Genomic DNA, 17,862 nt, shown 5'->3' with positions numbered 1-17,862 from the left:
CCATGCAGACGCACCTGTTCAGCTCAGAAGAAACGCTTGGCGACGCGGTTGCCACAAAAATTATTGACCGGATTCAGGCTGCGGCATCCGAAGGGCGCCCCTTCGTGCTTGGCTGCCCGGGCGGTCGCAGCCCCAAACCGGTCTATGCCGCGCTTGCCCGCCTGGCTGCCGTACACAATACCGATCTGAGCCATACGATCATTGTGATGATGGATGATTATCTGCAGGGCACAACCCCACCCTTCACCTATGTCGACAGTGCGGCACATTACAGCTGTCGTCGTTTCGCCACCCATGACATTGCTCATCTGATAAACCGCACCCGGCCGCCTGAAAGGCAAATCAGATCCGGGAACATCTGGTTCCCAGACCCCAAGGATTGCAGTGCATATGACGAACGGATCGCGGCCATCGGAGGTATCGATCTGTTTCTTCTCGCCTCAGGCGCCAGCGATGGGCACATTGCTTTCAACCCGCCCGGGTCGGCCCGTGACAGCCTATCCCGGATCGTTCGTCTGGCCGATGCGACCCGGCGGGACAATCTGAAGACGTTCCCGGACTTTGACACACTGGCTGATGTCCCGAAATTTGGTGTGACCATCGGCGTGGGTACAATCGCGAACCACTCCAAATCCGTGGCAATGATCCTGTTGGGTCATGGAAAAAGACTAGCCTTCGACAGAATTACCGGCGCGAGGGAATACGAAGAGGATTGGCCTGCCACAATCGTCACCGAATGTGCTGGAGCCGAAGTTTTTGCCGACATACATGCGGCCGGACGGGTGGCATGATGAAGCGGCGCGTGGCGTTGGGGGCCGATGTCGGGGGCACCAAGATCTCCCTAGTGGCGTTCGATCTGCAAGCGGGCAAAGTCCTGCACCGCAACAAGATTCCAACGCTTCGGCATGAGGGCGGAGGCCGCGTTCTGGAGCGGTTCCGTAAGTTGATTTCCGAAACGACGGTGGAACTGGCCGAACGGGGCATTCAAGCGGTAGGCCTCGGGATTGGAATACCCGAACTGGTCAACAATGACGGCGAAATCAAAAGCGGCTGGAATTTCGACTGGGACCAAAGAGACATTGTCGGCGACCTGTCGGATTTTGGCGCGGTCATTCTGGAGAGTGACGCGCGCACTCCGGCCGCTGCCGAAGCTATGTACGGTCATGGCCGGGACTATCCGAGTTTTGTATTTGTGACCATAGGTTCAGGTCTGTCCTTCGCTTACTGCAACGACGGGATCATTCACCGAGGCGCAAATGGTTATGCAATTCACTTTGCGTCCAGCGAGATCATGGCCGTGTGCAGCGCCTGCGGTAGTCAGGAGAGCTTTGTTCTTGAGGGACTCGCAAGCGGACGTGGATTGTCAGAAACCTTCCAAAGGCAAACGGGGCGCGAATGCTCGGCAAGGGAACTTTTCCAATCAGAGGCAGGTTCCTTGGAATCACGTTTGTTGAACCAGGCTGCCGAGGCGCTTTCCAGCTATCTGGCGCAGTTGGTAAACATGTTTGACCCGCACGCCTTGATCATTGGTGGTGGTTTAGGCACGAACCCGCCGTACTTTAATGCGCTGGTCGACAAAGCCAGACCCAGAATCTGGGCGCCGGACGCCCGTGATCTGCCAATTCTCAAGAGCAGGATCGGAAGTGATGGGGCAGCGATTGGCGCAGCAATGTTGTTCAAATAGCCGCCAGGTATGAGTGTTTTCGGGTGATACGGTGACAGTGTTCCACGACGTTCCGGCATCATGAAATCAAGCGCCTTGCCCTGATGTCGATGGCCCTTTGATTTTGACAAGGGTGACGGAGTGTCGTGCCAACCAACGTATCGTCGCGCGAAATACCTCGTTCATGCAAAATCTCTTCCGGGTCATGGTGTGGTAGGCCATAGCGGAGGCAGAAGAATGCAGGGAAGTTGCCGAGAATCGGCTCAGATAAACGATCACTCCAACAGGGTTCCGGTGCCACCAATTTGGGAAACCAGCACAGCACTTCAGGCCAAAAGTACACTGTCCTCGGAAATTGGATACAGTTACGTCCGTGGGCCCGTGATATTGTCGGGGCAGACGGCACAGCGAAGAAACGTCGCTTCAAAGTGCGTTCGTTTGCGTCAACTAAGATAACAAAGGAGCCGGTCAAAATGGAGAAAGTACTCGGATTCGGTGGTTTCTTTTTCAGATCAGAAAACCCTTCCGCCTTGGCAGAATGGTATCGGGATCACCTCGGCATCGACCTGGTTCCCGACGACTATGAAACGCCTTGCTGGAGACAAGAGGCGGGCGAGACGGTGTTTGCTCCGTTCGAGAAGGTCACCGAGTATTTTGGCAATCAGGACAAGACGTTTATGCTGAACTTTCGCGTACGCGACCTGGACAAGATGGTTGCGCAGTTGCAAGCGGGCGGCACCGAAGTACGTATCGATCCGAACTCGCCATACCCAAACGGGAAATTCGCCTGGCTCAACGATCCCGAAGGCAACCCGATCGAGTTGTGGGAACCCGCCTGATCCTGCGACGGGTGTCGCGGGGCGCAAAACAGTGCTTTTGAGAACGTAAGCAGACGCGGCAAACAAGGCGCTTACTGGCTCGCTCTGTTGATGCCCGGCCAGAATCTCCTACGCGGCCAGTTGACGCATTAATCCACGCCGCAATCGTTCTAGCTCTGTGTGGAGACTTCGGTTCATACAGGAGAGAAAAGAACGATGTTCAAAGGACTTGCCCTTTCCATGACAATAATCACCGCCGGTGCGATCGGTTTGCCGGTGCTTATACTCCAATTCGTCTGAGCAGTACCTGGCAGACGTATCAACCCCTCCCGATTTGAGAGGCGAGTCCTGTATGGCGCAGGGCTGCCTCCTGGAACGGATTTCCCCACAGAAGGAAAAACAACGGCGGATCGGAATGCTGCCGGTTCGGTCCGCGTGTTCCGGGCTTTGACGACTGGCGGCAAACATATGTGACCCGGGTCACTGACGTACCCAAGTGTTTCGGGCAAAGTGAGGGCATTCGACGAGACGCGCAAACACATTTTAAGCGCGGTTTTTTTCATCGTCCTCCCTGGAACTGGGGCGCGCTTTACGTAAGCGCGCCCATTTTATCTGCGACCCATTTTGGCGCGAAAACGGTCGGCTGAGGCCGCTGCTGTCCGATGACGGGATCAAAGCATTCGTGACCACACCATGCCATGGCCGGGAGGCCGTCGCCTGCCCGCCAATTGGCTATGAAATCCTCGCCATCGGCGACGCCCGGCTATCGAGCGGGCCGGTCGATGAACCAGATCACCTTTGCGTTCAGTCCCCTGAGGGCCAGGATAGTCTTCTAAATCTGGGCCGTGTTCATCGCGGCCACGTAAAGCGCGCTGACCGGTTGGTTTTGCGCAGTTTCCGCAAGAACGGGGCGTGCGAGGCCGATAGATGTGACTGAAACGGCTTGCGTCACGTCAGACATCCTCAGGTCTCAACCCCTTCCCACCCGGTCTTATGTCGGTGCCCGTCAGGTTGCGAGGGGCGTTGATCGGGCATCCGCCTGACCCAAGTCCAGATCAGTAATAGTAGTGGCGATAAAACATCGCATCAGGCAGATGGTCGTCAAAGTAGCCTGTTTCGCGCAGGTCCTTGGCGACTTGCAAGTCCAGTTCACGCTGCTTCTTTCGCTGCGCAGCTTTCTTTGCGCGTCGGGCTTTCGCTTGTTCGCTCGGGGGGAACAGCCGGTCAAAGAAACCGGTACGGGGTTCTACACCTGTGCAAGCCATCTCAGTATCCTCCTTGGCATTGCGGCCAACTCTCGGTTTCAGAGATGGGTCCTGCCAATGAGGTTCGGCTGTTCGGTAAATTAAGGCTTCTTTAGCGTGCTACGCTGCTCTGCCTTAGTCGCTTAGCCGGTGATAATACAGAACACGCCCGTCAAATGGCGCTGTGAGCGTTATTATCCCGTTGTTTCTATCCAGTTCATACGTGGCGTCCGAATGTTCCATGGACTCGGAGCCCTGGCACTGCAACTGAGCGTTTTCCCGGAGGAGTTTGTCTTGTTGCACGCTGGCCGAAGCCACGATGACAGCGGGCGAGCCGCATTTTGCGTGATCCGAAACCGAGACATGCAGCACGTATTCCTCGTTTTCGACCGGAACGATGGACATATAGTTGGTTGAGCCATCATTTGGATCGATGGCCTGATACAAGCCAGCCCAGGGATCGGTGTCGGCTGCGGCAGGCAGTGTGCCGATGGCGAGAAGAAAAATGGCGACGGCCCGTGTGCTCAGTTTCATGGTGCGCTCCCTTTACGGTTGGCGTTTGTCGCAACCAGACCTAGCACAGATGACCCCTGCCGAGGGCAACCAAATAACACCCAAACGGCCCCAATTGACCGGACTAGGGTGTGCCGAGGACACGGCACGTCATGGGTTTCCGCCGTGGAAAGGATGGGGCCCTGCGGCCCCACCCAAAGATCAGGCGCCGATCACGTTGTGGCCGGGTCCGTACGGGAACCCTGTGATGTTTTCGGCCCCGTCTTCACCGACCACCAGAATGTCATGTTCGCGATAGCCGCCCGCACCGGGCTGGCCTTCAGGGATCCAGAGCATCGGTTCGATTGAGACGACCATGCCGGGTTCAAGCACCGTGTCGATATCCTCGCGCAGTTCCAGACCGGCCTCGCGCCCGTAATAGTGGCTGAGGATGCCGAAGGAATGGCCATACCCGAAGGAACGGTATTGCAGCAGACCTTCATCAGCAAAGAACCGATTGATCTCGGCGGTGATGCCCGAGCAGGTGGCACCGGGTTTGATCAGGCTCAGACCCAGTTCATGCGCGGCCACGTTGGCCTTCCAGATGCGCAGGCTTTCGGCGTCCGGCTCGCCGAGAAACAGGGTGCGTTCCAGCGCTGTGTAATAGCCCGAGATCATCGGGAAAGTGTTCAGCGACAGGATATCGCCCTTTTGCAGCGCGCGTTTGGTGACCGGGTTATGGGCGCCGTCGGTGTTCAGCCCGGACTGGAACCAGACCCATGTGTCGCGGTATTCGGCATCGGGGTAGGCGCGGGCAATCTCCGCCTCCATCGCGTCGCGCCCGGCCATGGCGATCTCGATCTCGGTTGCACCCTCGCGGATCGCTGCTTGGATGGCGGCCCCGCCCACGTCTGCGGTACGTGCGCCGCCTTTGATCAGTTCAATCTCTTCCGCCGATTTCACCATGCGGGCGAACATCGTATCAGGCGCAATATCGATCAGCTCTGGCCCGCCCAACATGTCCAGCGCCGTATTGCGCGCCGCCAAGGTCATGTGGTCGCCTTCGATACCAATCCGTTTGGCACCGCCGATCAGGCTGGCCACCGCGCGCCAGTAATTGTCGCGCTTCCAATCGGTGTAGATGACGTTGTCTTCGACCGAGCGCCGCCACGGCTGACCGGCATCGATATTGGCGGATACGGTGGTGCAGGCATCCTGCGTGACAACGCAGCCATAAGGGCGACCGAAAGAGCAATAGAGAAAGCCCGAATAGTAGGCGATGTTCTGCATCGAGGTCAGCAATACGGCGGGGATATCGTGCTGGGCCATGATCGCGCGCAGCTTGCTCAGACGGCGGTCGTATTCACCCTTGCTGAACGGCAGCGGGGCCTTTTCGCCGTTGTGGCAGGTAAAGAATTCGGGGCGTTTTGTTGTGTCTGTCATCACAAGGTCTCTCATGTTTGCCGGGCGGCAAACCCGGCCACTTGTCCCGGCGTTCAGGACAGGCGGTCTCGGGGTCCGAGAGCCGATCAACCCTGTCGCTCCGCGACGCCATCGCAGCAAGGTTGGACGGGTGAATCGTTAGATCAGTCGGGTTGCTCCGTCAAGCGGGGGAAAGCCCCCGCAGACGTTCCGAACGCCGCCGCAACAGCTCGACCGTGGTCAGCAGCGCGATGGACAGCACCACCAGGATTGTCGCAACCGCCAGAATGGTCGGGCTGATCTGTTCACGCAGGCCGGTGAACATCTGCCACGGCAGGGTTTTCTGGCTGGCGGAACCCACAAAGAGGACGACGACCACTTCGTCGAAGGACGTGATGAACGCGAACAATCCGCCCGAGATCACGCCCGGCAGGATCAGCGGCATCTGGATCTTGAAAAAGGTCCGCACCGGCCCGGCACCCATGTTTGCAGCAGCGCGCGTCAGGGACCTGTCGAAACCCACCAAAGTGGCGGTCACGGTGATGATCACAAAGGGAATACCAAGGACTGCGTGGGCCAGGATCACCTTCAGGTAGCCCACGAAGTTCTTATTCATGCCCAGCGTGCCTTCGAGAAAACGGCCGATGTCGCTGTAGAAAAAGAACATGCCCGTTGCCGAGATGATCAGCGGCACGATCATGGGGGAAATAAGGATACCCATGATCGCACGCCGTCCGGGCACATGAGACTGGCTCAGACCGATGGCGGCCAGAGTGCCAAGCGTCACCGAAATCACGGTTGCGATCGGCGCAATGATCAGCGAGTTCCTGAAACTGCGCTGCCATTCGTTGTTGGTGAAGAAGTCCCGGTAATGCTTCAGCGAATACCCCTCGGGGTCCAGCCGCAGCATCTCGGGCGTGAAGGTAAAGAAATCCTGCGCATTGAAGGACAGTGGCAACACCACAAGAATCGGCGTGATCAGGAACACAAAGACTGCGCCGCAGATCACCCGGAACAGATAGTGATTGAACACCTGCCGCCCGGTCAGATAGGGCAGCAGTTTCCGGCGGTAACGGCCTTCGTAGAGCCAGTAGATGAACCAGACAAAGAACCAGCCGCCCAACAGGCCGAGAAGACCGCCCATCAGCCCGGAGAACAGGAAGCCGGCGAGGCCAAAGCCCAGAATATTGATCCAGCGTGCGAGCCTCTCGTTTTTCACGACGGCGATATAGACCCAGGCAATCGCGGCGATCAGAACCGCTCCGCCCAGTATTCCGGGCAGGACCGCGCCGTTACCTGCGCCGACAAAGATGCCGGCAAAGGCGCCGGCCAGCGCAACGCTGGGCAGGACCATGGACAGAGGTTTGCGGGATATGGGTGTCAGTGCGGCCATGTCGGTTATCCCAGCTTCACGTTATCGATGCCCACGATCTTGTCGTAGACCCAGTAGAGCAACAGCACGACGCCCAGCAGGATCGTCCCCAGCGCAGCCGCCAGTCCCCAGTTCAGCGAGGACGAGATGTGATAGGCGATCCGGTTCGAGATAAACACGCCCTTGGTGCCACCGACGATTTCCGGCGTGATGTAGTACCCAATGGCCAGAATGAACACGAGGATTGAACCCGCGCCGATGCCCGGAATGGATTGCGGGAAATAGATCCGCCAAAAGGTCGTCCAGTTGGTTGCGCCCATCGACTTCGCCGCGCGGGTATACGAGGGCGGGATGGTCTGCATCACCGAATACATGGGCAGGATCATGAAGGGCAGCAGGATGTGTGTCATCGCAGTGATTGTGCCGATCTGATTGTTGATGATGATCAGCCGCGATTCATCCGCGACCAGCCCGAGCCAGACCAGCGTGTCATTGATCACCCCCTGTTGTTGCAGCATCACCTTCCACGCTGAGGTTCGCACCAGTAGGGATGTCCAGAACGGTAACAGGACAAGGATCATCAGCAGGTTCGACACCCGCATCGGCAGCGTCGCCAGCAGGTAGCTGACCGGATAGGCCAGCAGGATACAGGCCCCGGTAATGACCAGCGACATGAACAAGGTGCGACCGAATAGCTTGATTAGGATCTGCTTGTCTTCGGGTTGGGCCTGCGCACCTTCCGGTGTGCGTTGCATATCGACCGCGTTCAGGAAGTAGCCGTTGGTGATCTGTGGTGAATGTGTCTTGATCACGGCCCAGGTCTGCGGATCGCCCCAGCCGTCGTGAATCTCGATCAGTTGTTCCTTGAACGGACCGTCGGTTTCGGGGTCCAGTTTTCCCAAGCTCCGGCCCGAGCGTCGGAACATCGAAGACATACCGGTTTCTTCATAGTTCAGACGCGAACCCAATCGGGTGTGGGTTTTGTTGTCGACGGCCACAACCATGTCGCGGACAAAGGCATCATAGACAGCTTCATCCGGCAATTCACCGCTGGTTTCATCCCAACTTTGCAGTGCCTCGACTGTCAGGGGCAGTGTCTCTTCCACGATACTGTTTTCCACGGACCGGAACAGCATCGAAGCAATCGGCACGATGAATGAGAACAGAACGAATAAAAGAAGGGGGGCAACCAGTAACAGAGCGCGCAACTTCTGCCGCCGCAAAGAACGTGCCAGCGATTGCTTGAGCGGCGTTCCGTCCGCCGCCAGCATGGGTCCTGCGTTTTGGCTTGCGTCAGTCATCGGTGCCCCTTGGGTTTTTTGGGTCAGGGGGCGGCGCACCGCCCCCGACGATTGTATCAGATCAGCAAACGCTTATTGCGCCAGCCACGCCTGGAACTTGGCGTCGATGTCGTCACGGTAATCCGCCCAGAACTCGTAGTTATATAGGAACGTGTTCTTGGCGTTTTCCGGATCGGTCGGCATGTGCGGTGCCATCTCGATACCCAGCTCGGCATGCTGACCGACCAGCGGAGCCGACGAGGCACGGGCCGGACCGTAGGAGATCCACTTGGCCTGATCCGCCAGACGCTGGGTGTCGGTTGCGAACATGATGTAGTCCAGCGCCTGCTGTGTACGCTCTTCGCTCAGGCCGGCGGGGATGATCCAGCCGTCCAGATCGAACACCTGCGCATCCCACAGCATGGCGACGGGCTGGTTCTGCTCTTCGATCACGCTGAACAGACGACCATTATAGGTCGAGCCCATGATGACTTCGCCATCCGCCAGAAGCTGCGGGGTGTCCGCACCTGCCGACCACCAGACAACGCTGTCTTTGATGGTGTCGAGCTTGGCCAATGCCTGATCCTGACCTTCCGGAGTGGCCAGAACGTCATAGACGTCATCCTTGGCCACGCCATCACACAGCAAGGCCCATTCCATGTTGTTGATCGGACGCTTCTCAAGTGACCGCTTGCCCGGATAGGCTTCCAGATCGAAGACAGCACAGACATCTGTCGGCGGGGTGTCACCAACCAGATCGGTGCGATAGCCGAACGTGGTGGAATACACGATCTGCGGGATAAAGCAGTCGCTGACCAGCAGGTCTCCGAAATCCTCAGATGCTGGTGTGCCGTCCGGCGCCGGGGCCAGCATGGTGTCAAAGTCGATCTCCATCGCCAAGCCTTCGTCGCACAGGCGAATCGCGTCCGCTGCCACAACATCAACCACATCCCAGGTGATGTTGCCCGCTTCGTTCATGGCCCGCAGCTTGGCGACCGCTTCGTTCGAGCTGTCATCGTTCAGAATGGTGACGCCGGTCTTTTCCGAATAGGGCTCGTGATAGGCTTTGAGCTGCGATTTGGAATAGGCGCCGCCCCACGACACGATGGTCATCTCTTGGGCCGAAACGCCACCAGCCGCAGTTGCCAGCACAGCTGCCGTCAGCAGAGTTTTAGTTGGTTTCATGTGTTACTCCCAGTACATCCCGTTTTGTATTTGGTCAGCTGGCGCACGGGTTTTCACCAGCCGGTCCCTCGGTGGAGCCGCGCTTTTGCTGCGCGGCAAGGCCTATGCGTCAAGCGCACGGCAATCCTTGGCCAGCCAACCGATATCGATCTCTTGGCCGGGTTGCAGTCGGACGGCATCGGGGGCGTTCCGTGTTTTGACAATGAAGTCCTCATTGCCTGCAACGGACATGCGGAACCGGAACACATCTCCCATGTAGATGAATTCTTTGACCGTAGCCTTCAACGTATGCGCATCGGCATGCAGGCGGTCCTTGTTGAACTCAACACGCTCGGGCCGGATCGATACCTTTGTACGTTCGCCGGGGTTGTGGACATTGATCGGCACCGCGTCGATCTCGGACCCGTCATCCAGTTGTACGAGGCAGGTCTCGCCATCGATGGACTTTACCACACCTTCCATGGTGTTGTTCTCGCCAATGAACTGCGCCACGAAACTGTTTTCCGGTTCCTCGTACAGCTGATCCGGCGGCGCCAGCTGCTGAATGCGCCCGTCATCGAAGACGGCGACACGGTCCGACATAGTCAGAGCTTCGGTCTGGTCATGGGTCACATAGACGGTCGTGATACCCAATTCATGTGCAAGCCGGGTGATTTCAAACTGCATATGCTCGCGCAGCTGTTTGTCCAATGCGCCCAGCGGCTCGTCCATCAGCACCAGTTCGGGCTCGAACACCAGCGCGCGGGCCAGCGCGATCCGTTGCTGTTGTCCCCCGGACAGTTGTGCCGGACGACGACCGCCAAAGGCCCCCATCTGAACCATGTCCAGCGCCCGTTTCACCTTGGCCTCACGCGTGGATCTGTCCAGCTTGCGGACTTCCAGCGGAAAGGACAGGTTCTCGGCCACGGTCATATGCGGGAACAGGGCGTAGTTCTGAAACACCATGCCAATTCCGCGCTTGTGAGGCGGGATGTTGTTGATGGGATGCCCGTCCAGCAGAATCTCACCGTGAGTGGCCGTTTCGAACCCGGCAAGCATCATGAGACAGGTTGTCTTTCCTGACCCGGAAGGGCCGAGCATTGTCAAAAACTCTCCCTTGGGCATTGCCAGATTGAGGTCTTTTACAACGAGGTTTTCGCCGTCATAAGACTTTTGAACGCGTTGAAACTCGACAAACGCGGTGTCGCTAGATGTGTCGGCCACAAGACCCCCTGTTTTGCCAGACGATTATCCGGTACGCGCGGATTTCATCTGATCATCTCATGCATTTCGCAAAACGCTAACAAATGCTCGCAGACCAGTAAAGCATCGGAGCCGTGCAAAGCGCCTCTTCACCTCATGTTTGCGACATATTGAGGCGTGACATATGCTAGGCCAAACTTTGATTGGAGGACGGGACCGGTTTGCCGATAGTCGCCTCGATACGTGGGATCGCCACCAGAGTTCTGAGGTTCGTAAAGCTCAGAAATCGTTTCCTGCAGTCGTCAAGCGGTCTGCAGGATCACTTCTTTTCGAAAAACAGGATGACCTCGCCTAGGCGAACCCCAAAGCGCGAGACATAGGCGCGGTTCAGCAGGCGATCATCTTCCAGCAGCCACATCCAGTCATCGAAATTCACCCGCATGGTGCCGTCTTTGACCGGCAGGTCGATCTTGTATTTCCAGTTGAAGGTATCGCCCCGCTCGATCCCGGTCGCGGTTCCAAGCACACCCGGTGCGGTTCCGGTCCAGGTGTCTTCGCCGGTCTTGGTCAACGTCCAGATACGCTGTTCCGTCGCGCCGTCATCATACAGGAAGTCTTCGACCAGTGTCAGCGTCTCACCGTCCCATGTGCCGTCAATGTCGACGGAAAAGCGGCGCGGGACATTGCCCAAAACATCCTGGAACTGACCGTAGGCAACGGTTTTACCTTCGAAGAACTCTTCGAGGTTCAGTTTCCGGTCGGAGAGGAACGTGTCCGGAATGCGCGGCTTGGCGGAGCAGGCCGCCAGGATCGTCAGTCCGGCGACAGCGATGATAGTGATGAAAGACCGATAGGAGATCATTGCAGCGGCCGTCCTTCCGAGGCGGCATCATAACCGTTGGCGCCATTCAGATGCACCGGCTTGACCTTGGGGGCCGGTCGCATTGTGGCAACCAGTTCGGCCACCTTGAGACCGAATTTGCGCATTTCGGACCGATTCATGATTGACCCGTTTTCGGTCAGATACATCCAGTCGGTGACGTCGAGCGTGTGACCGCCGGCATCCTTCGGCAGGATGATCCGATAGGTCAGTTTGACCGTCGACCCCGAAATCGTGCCTTTGCCTTCACCCACGATGTCATCAGCGGTTGCCGTGAAAGTGTTGCCGGTGCCCATGGTCAGGTACCATTTGCGGGTCATCTTTTTGCCGTTGGAATAGGTGAAATACTCGGCCAGAGTACCCGAGTTCCCTTTCCATTCGCCGACCATTCGCGCGACAAAGCTGTTCGACATCTTTGCATTGGGTCCATAGATCAGACCTTCGGACAGGATTTCGCCGTTCAGATGTTTCTGGAGTGAGAACTCCGGCCCGGTCCCGGAATAGTCCGACGGGGATTGGGACCGAAAACTCATTAGGCGACTCTTCGCGATGATGGCAGCGAGGAGGGCCAGTAAGATAATGACAACGACATTCATTTGTTCGCGACCTCTGTAGGCAGGGTCAGCACCATTCCAAACGCCCCAAGCTTGAGAATGCAGGGCAACACGGCATATGCCAGATTGAGTGTGTCCAGCGCCTGTGCGGAATTGGTTTGACCGGGTGAGAAACCGCTGCGTTCAAGCAACGGCAGGGTAAAAAAGGCAGCCAGGGCGAGGCCCAGCTTGCCGGCAAATGACCAGACACCAAACGCCGCCGAGGCGTTCAGGCCGGCCCGTGTCAGCACCACCGAGAACATGGCGGGCAGAACCACCATGTCCGCCCCGAGGGCCGCGCCTGACGCGATGCAAATCAGTGCGAAACCCGACAAGTTTCCGGCGGCCAGTGTCGCGGCGCCGATAAATCCTGCAATCGACAGGGGCATCGCGATGATCAGGGTGCGCTTTGGCCCGATCCGGTTGCTGAGCCTTGCCCAGAGCGGCACGCTGGCGCCCGCGCTCAGAAAGAACAGGATCAGCAGCGGGCCGGCTTTTCCCGGCAGTTGCAACCGGTCCTCGACGAAGAACAGGAACAAGGTGGATGTGATCGCAACCGGCAGGCTGTTGACCAGCGCCAACCCCAGCAGGCGCAAGGCCCCGGCCTGACCCAGCCCGGCGAAGGACAGGCTGTCCCCGGTGATCGGTGTGCGGCGCCACATCGGGAAAGTCAGGATCAACGTCAGGATGGCCAGAAGGCCCAGAAACAGGCCAAAGGCCGGGTAGCCTTGCGCTTGCGCACCAAATGCCACGAACAGCGCCGGTGCACTTGCGGCAATCACAACCCCGGCCAACTGCCCGCCTTCGCGGTAGGCTGCGAGCGTCATCAACTCTTTGGGCTCGGGACGCTTGGCCAAAGTGGCGCTGCGTCCATAGAGCAGGATCGCGCCAAGGCTGTAGGCCGAAAACAACAGGACAAGAATGGCGACCAGAGCGGTCAGGCTGGCGTCTTGGGGCAGGGAAAACAGCAAGGGAAAACCAACGGCCAGACCAATGGCGGCGACCGCAGCGAACAGGATCTGACCCTTGGGCCACCGGTCAATTGCCCATCCGATCAGCGGGTCCTGCACCAGATCGACCAGCCGGATCACCAGCAGTACTGTTCCGATCACGCCCAGACTGATGCCCAGATTCACCGCCGCAAAGCGTGGCAGGTGGATATACAGCGGAATACCCGCCGCAGCGAGCATCAGCGCATAGAGGCTGACACGCGGGTACAGCATCACTGCCCCTTCAATTGTTGTGTAAAGCCTGCGGATCGCGTGTCGCTGCCCAGGAAAATCGACATGAAGGCACGTTTGATGCCCGGGTTTGACAATGTGCAGGTCTGCGCGCCGTTCCGCCAGAAGCCCACTTTGTCGGGTCCTTCGGAAATGGCGAGGTAGCTGTCGCCTTTGCTGACGGCCTTAAAGCATGTCTCTAGCTGTCCGCGAACGGGTGCGCTGTTTCCCTGCCGATCCATCTCTTCCAGGGTCGAGTTGACCAGAGCCTTTTGCGTGAGGCTCTTGCGATACGTTAGCAGAAGCCCGAAATCCTCATTCCAACTGAACGGGGCGCCTCCGGGCGTGTAGAGCTTGGCGTCGTAAAGCGGCAGTCCAAGAAAGCGAAACGTGGAACTGCCGAGCAGTTTGGGATCACTGAGCTCACTGTCCAGCGGGGAGGCCGCCAGCCCACCCGGGGCCAGCAGCACAAGCGAAAGCAGCGCAGCGCGCCAGCTTTGGTTATTCGGCCGCAACAGGTATGGCCGGGTCTTTTTCAAGAACGCCATTTTCAGCTCCGAAAGTTTGCGGGGTGCCTTTCAGCAGGTCGACGACATGCATTGCACTGGCAATCCCGTCTTCGTGAAACCCGTGTCGGTTATAGGCTCCGGCGAACCAGGTTCTGTTTTGTCCCTGCATATCCCGGATCTGCCCTTGCGCACGCAGTGCGGCCTTGTCGAACACCGGATGGGCGAATTCGACCTGATCGTAGATTTTATCCTTGGGAATGTCCGACGCGGCGTTGAGCGTGACAAATAACGGATCGCTGTCCGGGATATTCTGAAGCCGGTTCATCCAGTAGGTGACGCCGACATTTCCCGCGTGGGAGCGGTAGGTCCAGCTGGACCAGCACGCGCGCCGCTTGGGCATTTGTGCCGGGTCGCAATGCAGGACGGCAGAGTTTGGCTGATAGCGGATCGCACCCAGGGCGGCGGCTTCTTCGGCGGTTGCGTGTTGACCCAGAATAGCCAGCGACTGGTCGGAATGCGTGGCCAGAATGATCTCGTCGAACTCGTCGTCCTGGCCATGGCTTGTCACGGTCACGCCAACGTCGTCGCGCCGAACGCTGTCAACCGGGCTGGCAAGTCGGATGTCGCATCCGCGTGCACGAAGGGCGGCGTCGATCCGGCGGACATATTCGATGCTGCCGCCCTTGACCGTCCACCACTGATGCTGCTTCGCGCGGCCGCTGGCCAAAAGGGCGTGGTTTCGGAAGAACTGCACCAGCGAGCGGGCGGGAAACTGATCAACGAACTCGGTGGGAGTGGACCAGATCGCGCCACACATCGGCATCAGGTAGTTGTGGCGGAACCAATGGCCCAGGCGCATCTGGTCCACAAGCTCGCCAATCGTGGTATCGTCGTCCTTCGCCGCATCCGGTGCTTCGCGGCTGAAACGCAGGATATCGGCGATCATTTTGTAATAGGAGGGGCGCGCCAGATTGCGCTTTTGGGCGGTCAGCGTGCGCAGGTTGTTCAGGCCGTATTCGATACGTCCGTTATCGATGGTCGCGCCAAAGCTCATTTCGCTTTTGACGACGGGTACATTCAGCTCTTCGAACAGTTTTGTCAGATAAGGGTAGGTGGCATAGTTGAAAACGATAAAGCCGGTGTCCACCGGCTGGTCCCCGTTTTTGCCTGCCATAACCGTCCGGGCGTGTCCGCCCAGACGCGGTTCAGCCTCATATACGGTGATATCGTGGTCTTCGGATAGATAGTAAGCTGCGGATAAACCCGAAATGCCTGCACCTACAATTGCGATTTTTTTACGTACGCCCCGTGTTTCGTCGAACATGTGATCCTCTTTGTGCGACATTTTACAAGGGGATACGTATCAGGTTTGGGCGCGGATCAATCAGCCAAGATTAATTTCCCCGCCGCAGCATCCGGGCCTGCGTTCGGGTTTTCCTGCGCTGTCAACGTGATCCAGCCGTGTTGCGCGTTCGTAAAATTCATACGATGACTGAAGTGAAGCCTAGAAAGTGTCGGGCCGTGTTCCGCACGGCATCCCGGATAGCCAGAAGATGAGCATTTTCAGCGGAAAGACCTATTGGATCATCGGCGCCAGCGAGGGGCTGGGCCGGGCGCTGGCCGAAGCGTTGAGCGGTCAGGGCGCCAAACTGGTCCTATCGGCGCGCAATGCCGACCGTCTGGCCGAGATTTGCGAGGCGTTGCCCGATGCGCGTGCAGTCCCGTTCGACGTGACCGATCTGACAGCTGTCCGCCGTGCCGTGGTCTATGCCGGTGAGGTGGACGGGTTGGTCTATAATGCCGGGGCCTATGATCCGATGCGGACGACGGATTGGGACACCGAGGCTGCGCTGGCGATGAGTGATGTGAACTACACCGGCGCCCTGCGGGTTCTGGGGGAAACGGTTCCGGGCTTTGTTCGGGCCGGTCGGGGAGAGATTACGCTCATCGGCTCCCTTGCGGGGTATCACGGCTTGCCTGCAGCCATCGGGTACGGATCCAGCAAGGCCGCGCTGATTTCACTGGCCGAGACCATGCGGCATGATCTGGCCGGAACGGGCGTGACGGTGCGGATCGTCAATCCGGGTTTTATCAAGACCCGGCTGACCGAGAAGAATGACTTCAAGATGCCGATGCTGATGACACCCGAAGATGCGGCAGACCGTGTGGTCAAGGCAATGTCCCGCCGCCGGTTCCGCACCGATTTCCCGGCTCCGTTTTCGTGGGTGATCCGGCTGATCGATTTCCTGCCGGATTTGCTGGTGTATCGCGGAAAATAGACTCTAACCAAACTGTCCCTGACAGAACCAGCCCGCTGACATGGTGCCGCCATGGCCGTAAAACAGCCATAGCCGCTCCCCTTGTTCGGTCACCACCACCCAGTAATCCCGCACCCCGCTGCGCCAGTTGGGGTCGTCCAGCCACCATTCCGGCGCGATCCGTTCCGGGCCGGTGGCCTGTGCCATCTGCCAGTCTCGCCCGCGCCAGCGGAATGCAATCGGGACATCCGCAGTTTCCGGAGCCATAACCGGCTCGGGCTGCCACATCTGCAGCGGCCGCGGGCGCGGCGGGGCAGGCCAGTCTTTTGCGGGATCCGACCAGGCGGCGGCCAGCGTCTGCGCGGTTTTCTCAGGGATGTTGGAGGCTGCCGGGTGTCGCCTTGTGATCGCCTCCAACCCCACCCGTGCGCCCAGTTTTCCGATCAGGTCTTCTAGGCCTATACTGCCCTTGATGCGATTGCGGGCGGCGTTGCGGGCCTCGGCATGGCCGGTGCGGGTCCGGGCGTGTATGGGCTCGGTCTGCACCGCTTCAAGCCGCAGCATGTCAATGCCATAGCCTGCATCGATCTTATCGATTTTCATCTCTAACAAAGGGCGAATACGGTGTTTATCATGGGTCGGACGCGCCAGACCCACCTCGATAATCTCAGCCGCCTGATCCGTGCGATGCGCCTCGAGCCGCAGAGTACGGACGCCGCGCCCCTTTTCTTCCAGCTTGTCGCACAGCGTTGGCAGTACTCGGTCGATGGCAGCCATCATGTCCTCGATCAGCCCGATTGGATTGGGCAGGGTCATCCGTACCGCAAAATGATGCGGTGGACGGGCGGGTGACACCGGCTCGGGCGTGCTGCCGATCGCCTGATCCAGTCGCAGCACCAGCTCGCGCCCGAACCGTCGGGCCAGAGAGGCGCGGGGCTGTCCCAGCAGATCGCCGATCCGGCGCAGGCCCAGCCGGTTCAGTTGCGTCACGATCTGATCCTCAAGCCGCAGTGCCGCGATGGGCAGGGGGCTGAGCGCGCCATAGGCCTGCCCCGGCGGCGCGATGCGTGCCCCGCCACCCAGGGCCATCACCTGAGGCGCGGCCCCGCCTTTGGTCCAGTGCCGCCGTTTAGTGGCCCGGGCACGGGTGGCGCGGGCCTCCTGACTGATGGCATCACCGGTGCGGTCGGATGTGGCCTCTTGCCCTGCATAGCGCGCCAGTGCCCAGGCCGCGCCCAGCGTGTCGGCGATGCCCATCTGCACGCTCAGACCCATATCGGCACAGTCGGTTTCAAGGACGCTCAGCAAGGCTTGCTCGCCTCCGAACAGATGAGAGCAGCCAGACAGGTCGACGATCAGCCCGTCCGGAGCCTCTTCGGCCACCCAGGGACTGAATTTGCCCGCCCAGCGGCGCAACGCGGTCAGGAACGCGGCCTCGGCCGGGGCATTGCGAGGGCGGGTGACAAGGGCGGCACACATGGCATGGGCGTCGCGCACCGGCTGACCGACGCGCAGACCGGCGGCCTGAGCATCGGCGTTCAGCGAGGTGACGACCTGCATATTCGATTGTTCTGCCACCACGGCCAACGGCCCGTCCTGCAGGCCGCGCGCGGCGCGGACCAGCCGTTCAGCCCCCAGACGCGGGAACCAGAGCGAAAGTATTCGGCGTTTGGGCATCGGGCAGACATCGCAAATGTTCTTACTTTGTTCTTAAGCGAGAATCACACCCCGAGTCGAGTCTGCC

18 protein-coding genes are annotated in these 17,862 nt (G+C 59.0%); 4 read left to right on the top strand and 14 right to left on the bottom strand.

Features of this window, described 5'->3' with window-relative positions; translation table 11 throughout:
• Positions 1-2: 2 nt before the first annotated feature.
• The 3 genes from ACR3E0_RS00895 to ACR3E0_RS00885 all read left to right on the top strand — a co-directional run bounded on the left by ACR3E0_RS00895 (position 3) and on the right by ACR3E0_RS00885 (position 2,502).
• Positions 3-791 carry a 6-phosphogluconolactonase gene (locus ACR3E0_RS00895; RefSeq protein ID WP_480475269.1) on the top strand — a complete coding sequence of 263 codons (789 nt, stop codon included), beginning with the start codon at positions 3-5 and terminating at the stop codon, positions 789-791.
• Positions 788-1,684: an ROK family protein gene (locus ACR3E0_RS00890; protein WP_480475267.1), complete on the top strand. Its 897-nt coding sequence runs from the start codon at positions 788-790 to the stop codon at positions 1,682-1,684. The genes ACR3E0_RS00895 and ACR3E0_RS00890 overlap by 4 nt, the downstream gene beginning before the upstream one ends.
• A gap of 452 nt (positions 1,685-2,136) precedes the next feature.
• Positions 2,137-2,502 carry a VOC family protein gene (locus ACR3E0_RS00885; RefSeq protein ID WP_480475265.1) on the top strand — a complete coding sequence of 122 codons (366 nt, stop codon included), beginning with the start codon at positions 2,137-2,139 and terminating at the stop codon, positions 2,500-2,502.
• 811 nt (positions 2,503-3,313) lie between these two features.
• On the opposite strand, the gene ACR3E0_RS00880 is transcribed toward ACR3E0_RS00885, so the two are convergent.
• From ACR3E0_RS00880 to ACR3E0_RS00820, 13 genes are all read right to left on the bottom strand, one after another.
• Positions 3,314-3,442: a hypothetical protein gene (locus tag ACR3E0_RS00880; protein WP_480475263.1), complete on the bottom strand. Its 129-nt coding sequence runs from the start codon at positions 3,440-3,442 to the stop codon at positions 3,314-3,316.
• A 94-nt stretch (positions 3,443-3,536) separates the two neighbouring features.
• The gene (locus ACR3E0_RS00875) at positions 3,537-3,746 is read right to left on the bottom strand and encodes a hypothetical protein (protein ID WP_480475261.1); all 210 of its coding nucleotides are present in this window, start codon (positions 3,744-3,746) and stop codon (positions 3,537-3,539) included.
• Between the two features lie 114 nt (positions 3,747-3,860).
• Entirely contained in the window at positions 3,861-4,259 is a 399-nt protein-coding gene (locus ACR3E0_RS00870) for a hypothetical protein (protein WP_480475259.1), read from the bottom strand.
• A gap of 180 nt (positions 4,260-4,439) precedes the next feature.
• Positions 4,440-5,660, bottom strand: coding sequence for an aminopeptidase P family protein (locus tag ACR3E0_RS00865; protein WP_480475257.1), 1,221 nt, complete (start codon positions 5,658-5,660; stop codon positions 4,440-4,442).
• Between the two features lie 160 nt (positions 5,661-5,820).
• A complete protein-coding gene (locus tag ACR3E0_RS00860) occupies positions 5,821-7,032 on the bottom strand; it encodes an ABC transporter permease (RefSeq protein WP_480475255.1) in 1,212 nt (403 codons plus the stop codon).
• Between the two features lie 5 nt (positions 7,033-7,037).
• Positions 7,038-8,312, bottom strand: a complete 1,275-nt coding sequence (locus ACR3E0_RS00855) for an ABC transporter permease (protein WP_480475253.1) — start codon at positions 8,310-8,312, stop codon at positions 7,038-7,040.
• Between the two features lie 72 nt (positions 8,313-8,384).
• Positions 8,385-9,476, bottom strand: a complete 1,092-nt coding sequence (locus tag ACR3E0_RS00850) for an extracellular solute-binding protein (RefSeq protein ID WP_480475251.1) — start codon at positions 9,474-9,476, stop codon at positions 8,385-8,387.
• Positions 9,477-9,578: 102 nt separating this feature from the next.
• Complete coding sequence (locus tag ACR3E0_RS00845; RefSeq protein ID WP_480475249.1) at positions 9,579-10,679, bottom strand: ABC transporter ATP-binding protein; 1,101 nt, start codon at positions 10,677-10,679, stop codon at positions 9,579-9,581.
• 298 nt (positions 10,680-10,977) lie between these two features.
• On the bottom strand, positions 10,978-11,520 hold the full coding sequence (locus ACR3E0_RS00840) for a DUF3833 domain-containing protein (protein ID WP_480475247.1): 543 nt from the start codon (positions 11,518-11,520) through the stop codon (positions 10,978-10,980).
• Positions 11,517-12,134: a DUF3833 domain-containing protein gene (locus ACR3E0_RS00835; RefSeq protein WP_480475245.1), complete on the bottom strand. Its 618-nt coding sequence runs from the start codon at positions 12,132-12,134 to the stop codon at positions 11,517-11,519. Before ACR3E0_RS00835 ends, ACR3E0_RS00840 begins: the two co-directional genes overlap by 4 nt.
• The gene (locus tag ACR3E0_RS00830) at positions 12,131-13,354 is read right to left on the bottom strand and encodes an MFS transporter (RefSeq protein ID WP_480475243.1); all 1,224 of its coding nucleotides are present in this window, start codon (positions 13,352-13,354) and stop codon (positions 12,131-12,133) included. The genes ACR3E0_RS00835 and ACR3E0_RS00830 overlap by 4 nt, the downstream gene beginning before the upstream one ends.
• Positions 13,354-13,899 (bottom strand): hypothetical protein, encoded by a 546-nt coding sequence (locus tag ACR3E0_RS00825; protein ID WP_480475241.1) that lies wholly within the window; start codon positions 13,897-13,899, stop codon positions 13,354-13,356. Before ACR3E0_RS00825 ends, ACR3E0_RS00830 begins: the two co-directional genes overlap by 1 nt.
• Positions 13,853-15,184 carry an NAD(P)/FAD-dependent oxidoreductase gene (locus ACR3E0_RS00820; RefSeq protein ID WP_480475239.1) on the bottom strand — a complete coding sequence of 444 codons (1,332 nt, stop codon included), beginning with the start codon at positions 15,182-15,184 and terminating at the stop codon, positions 13,853-13,855. Before ACR3E0_RS00820 ends, ACR3E0_RS00825 begins: the two co-directional genes overlap by 47 nt.
• 229 nt (positions 15,185-15,413) lie before the next feature.
• On the opposite strand from ACR3E0_RS00820, the gene ACR3E0_RS00815 reads away from it, so the two are divergent.
• Positions 15,414-16,139 (top strand): SDR family NAD(P)-dependent oxidoreductase, encoded by a 726-nt coding sequence (locus ACR3E0_RS00815; protein ID WP_480475237.1) that lies wholly within the window; start codon positions 15,414-15,416, stop codon positions 16,137-16,139.
• 3 nt (positions 16,140-16,142) lie between these two features.
• Here ACR3E0_RS00815 and ACR3E0_RS00810 read toward each other — a convergent pair whose 3' ends face one another.
• Positions 16,143-17,795 carry a Y-family DNA polymerase gene (locus ACR3E0_RS00810; RefSeq protein ID WP_480475235.1) on the bottom strand — a complete coding sequence of 551 codons (1,653 nt, stop codon included), beginning with the start codon at positions 17,793-17,795 and terminating at the stop codon, positions 16,143-16,145.
• Between the last annotated feature and the right edge of the window lie 67 nt (positions 17,796-17,862).

The organism is Ruegeria sp. AJ12, from assembly GCF_056536245.1.
Note: the sequence above shows the minus strand (reverse complement) of the source record. Positions and strands in the feature narration are given on the sequence as shown.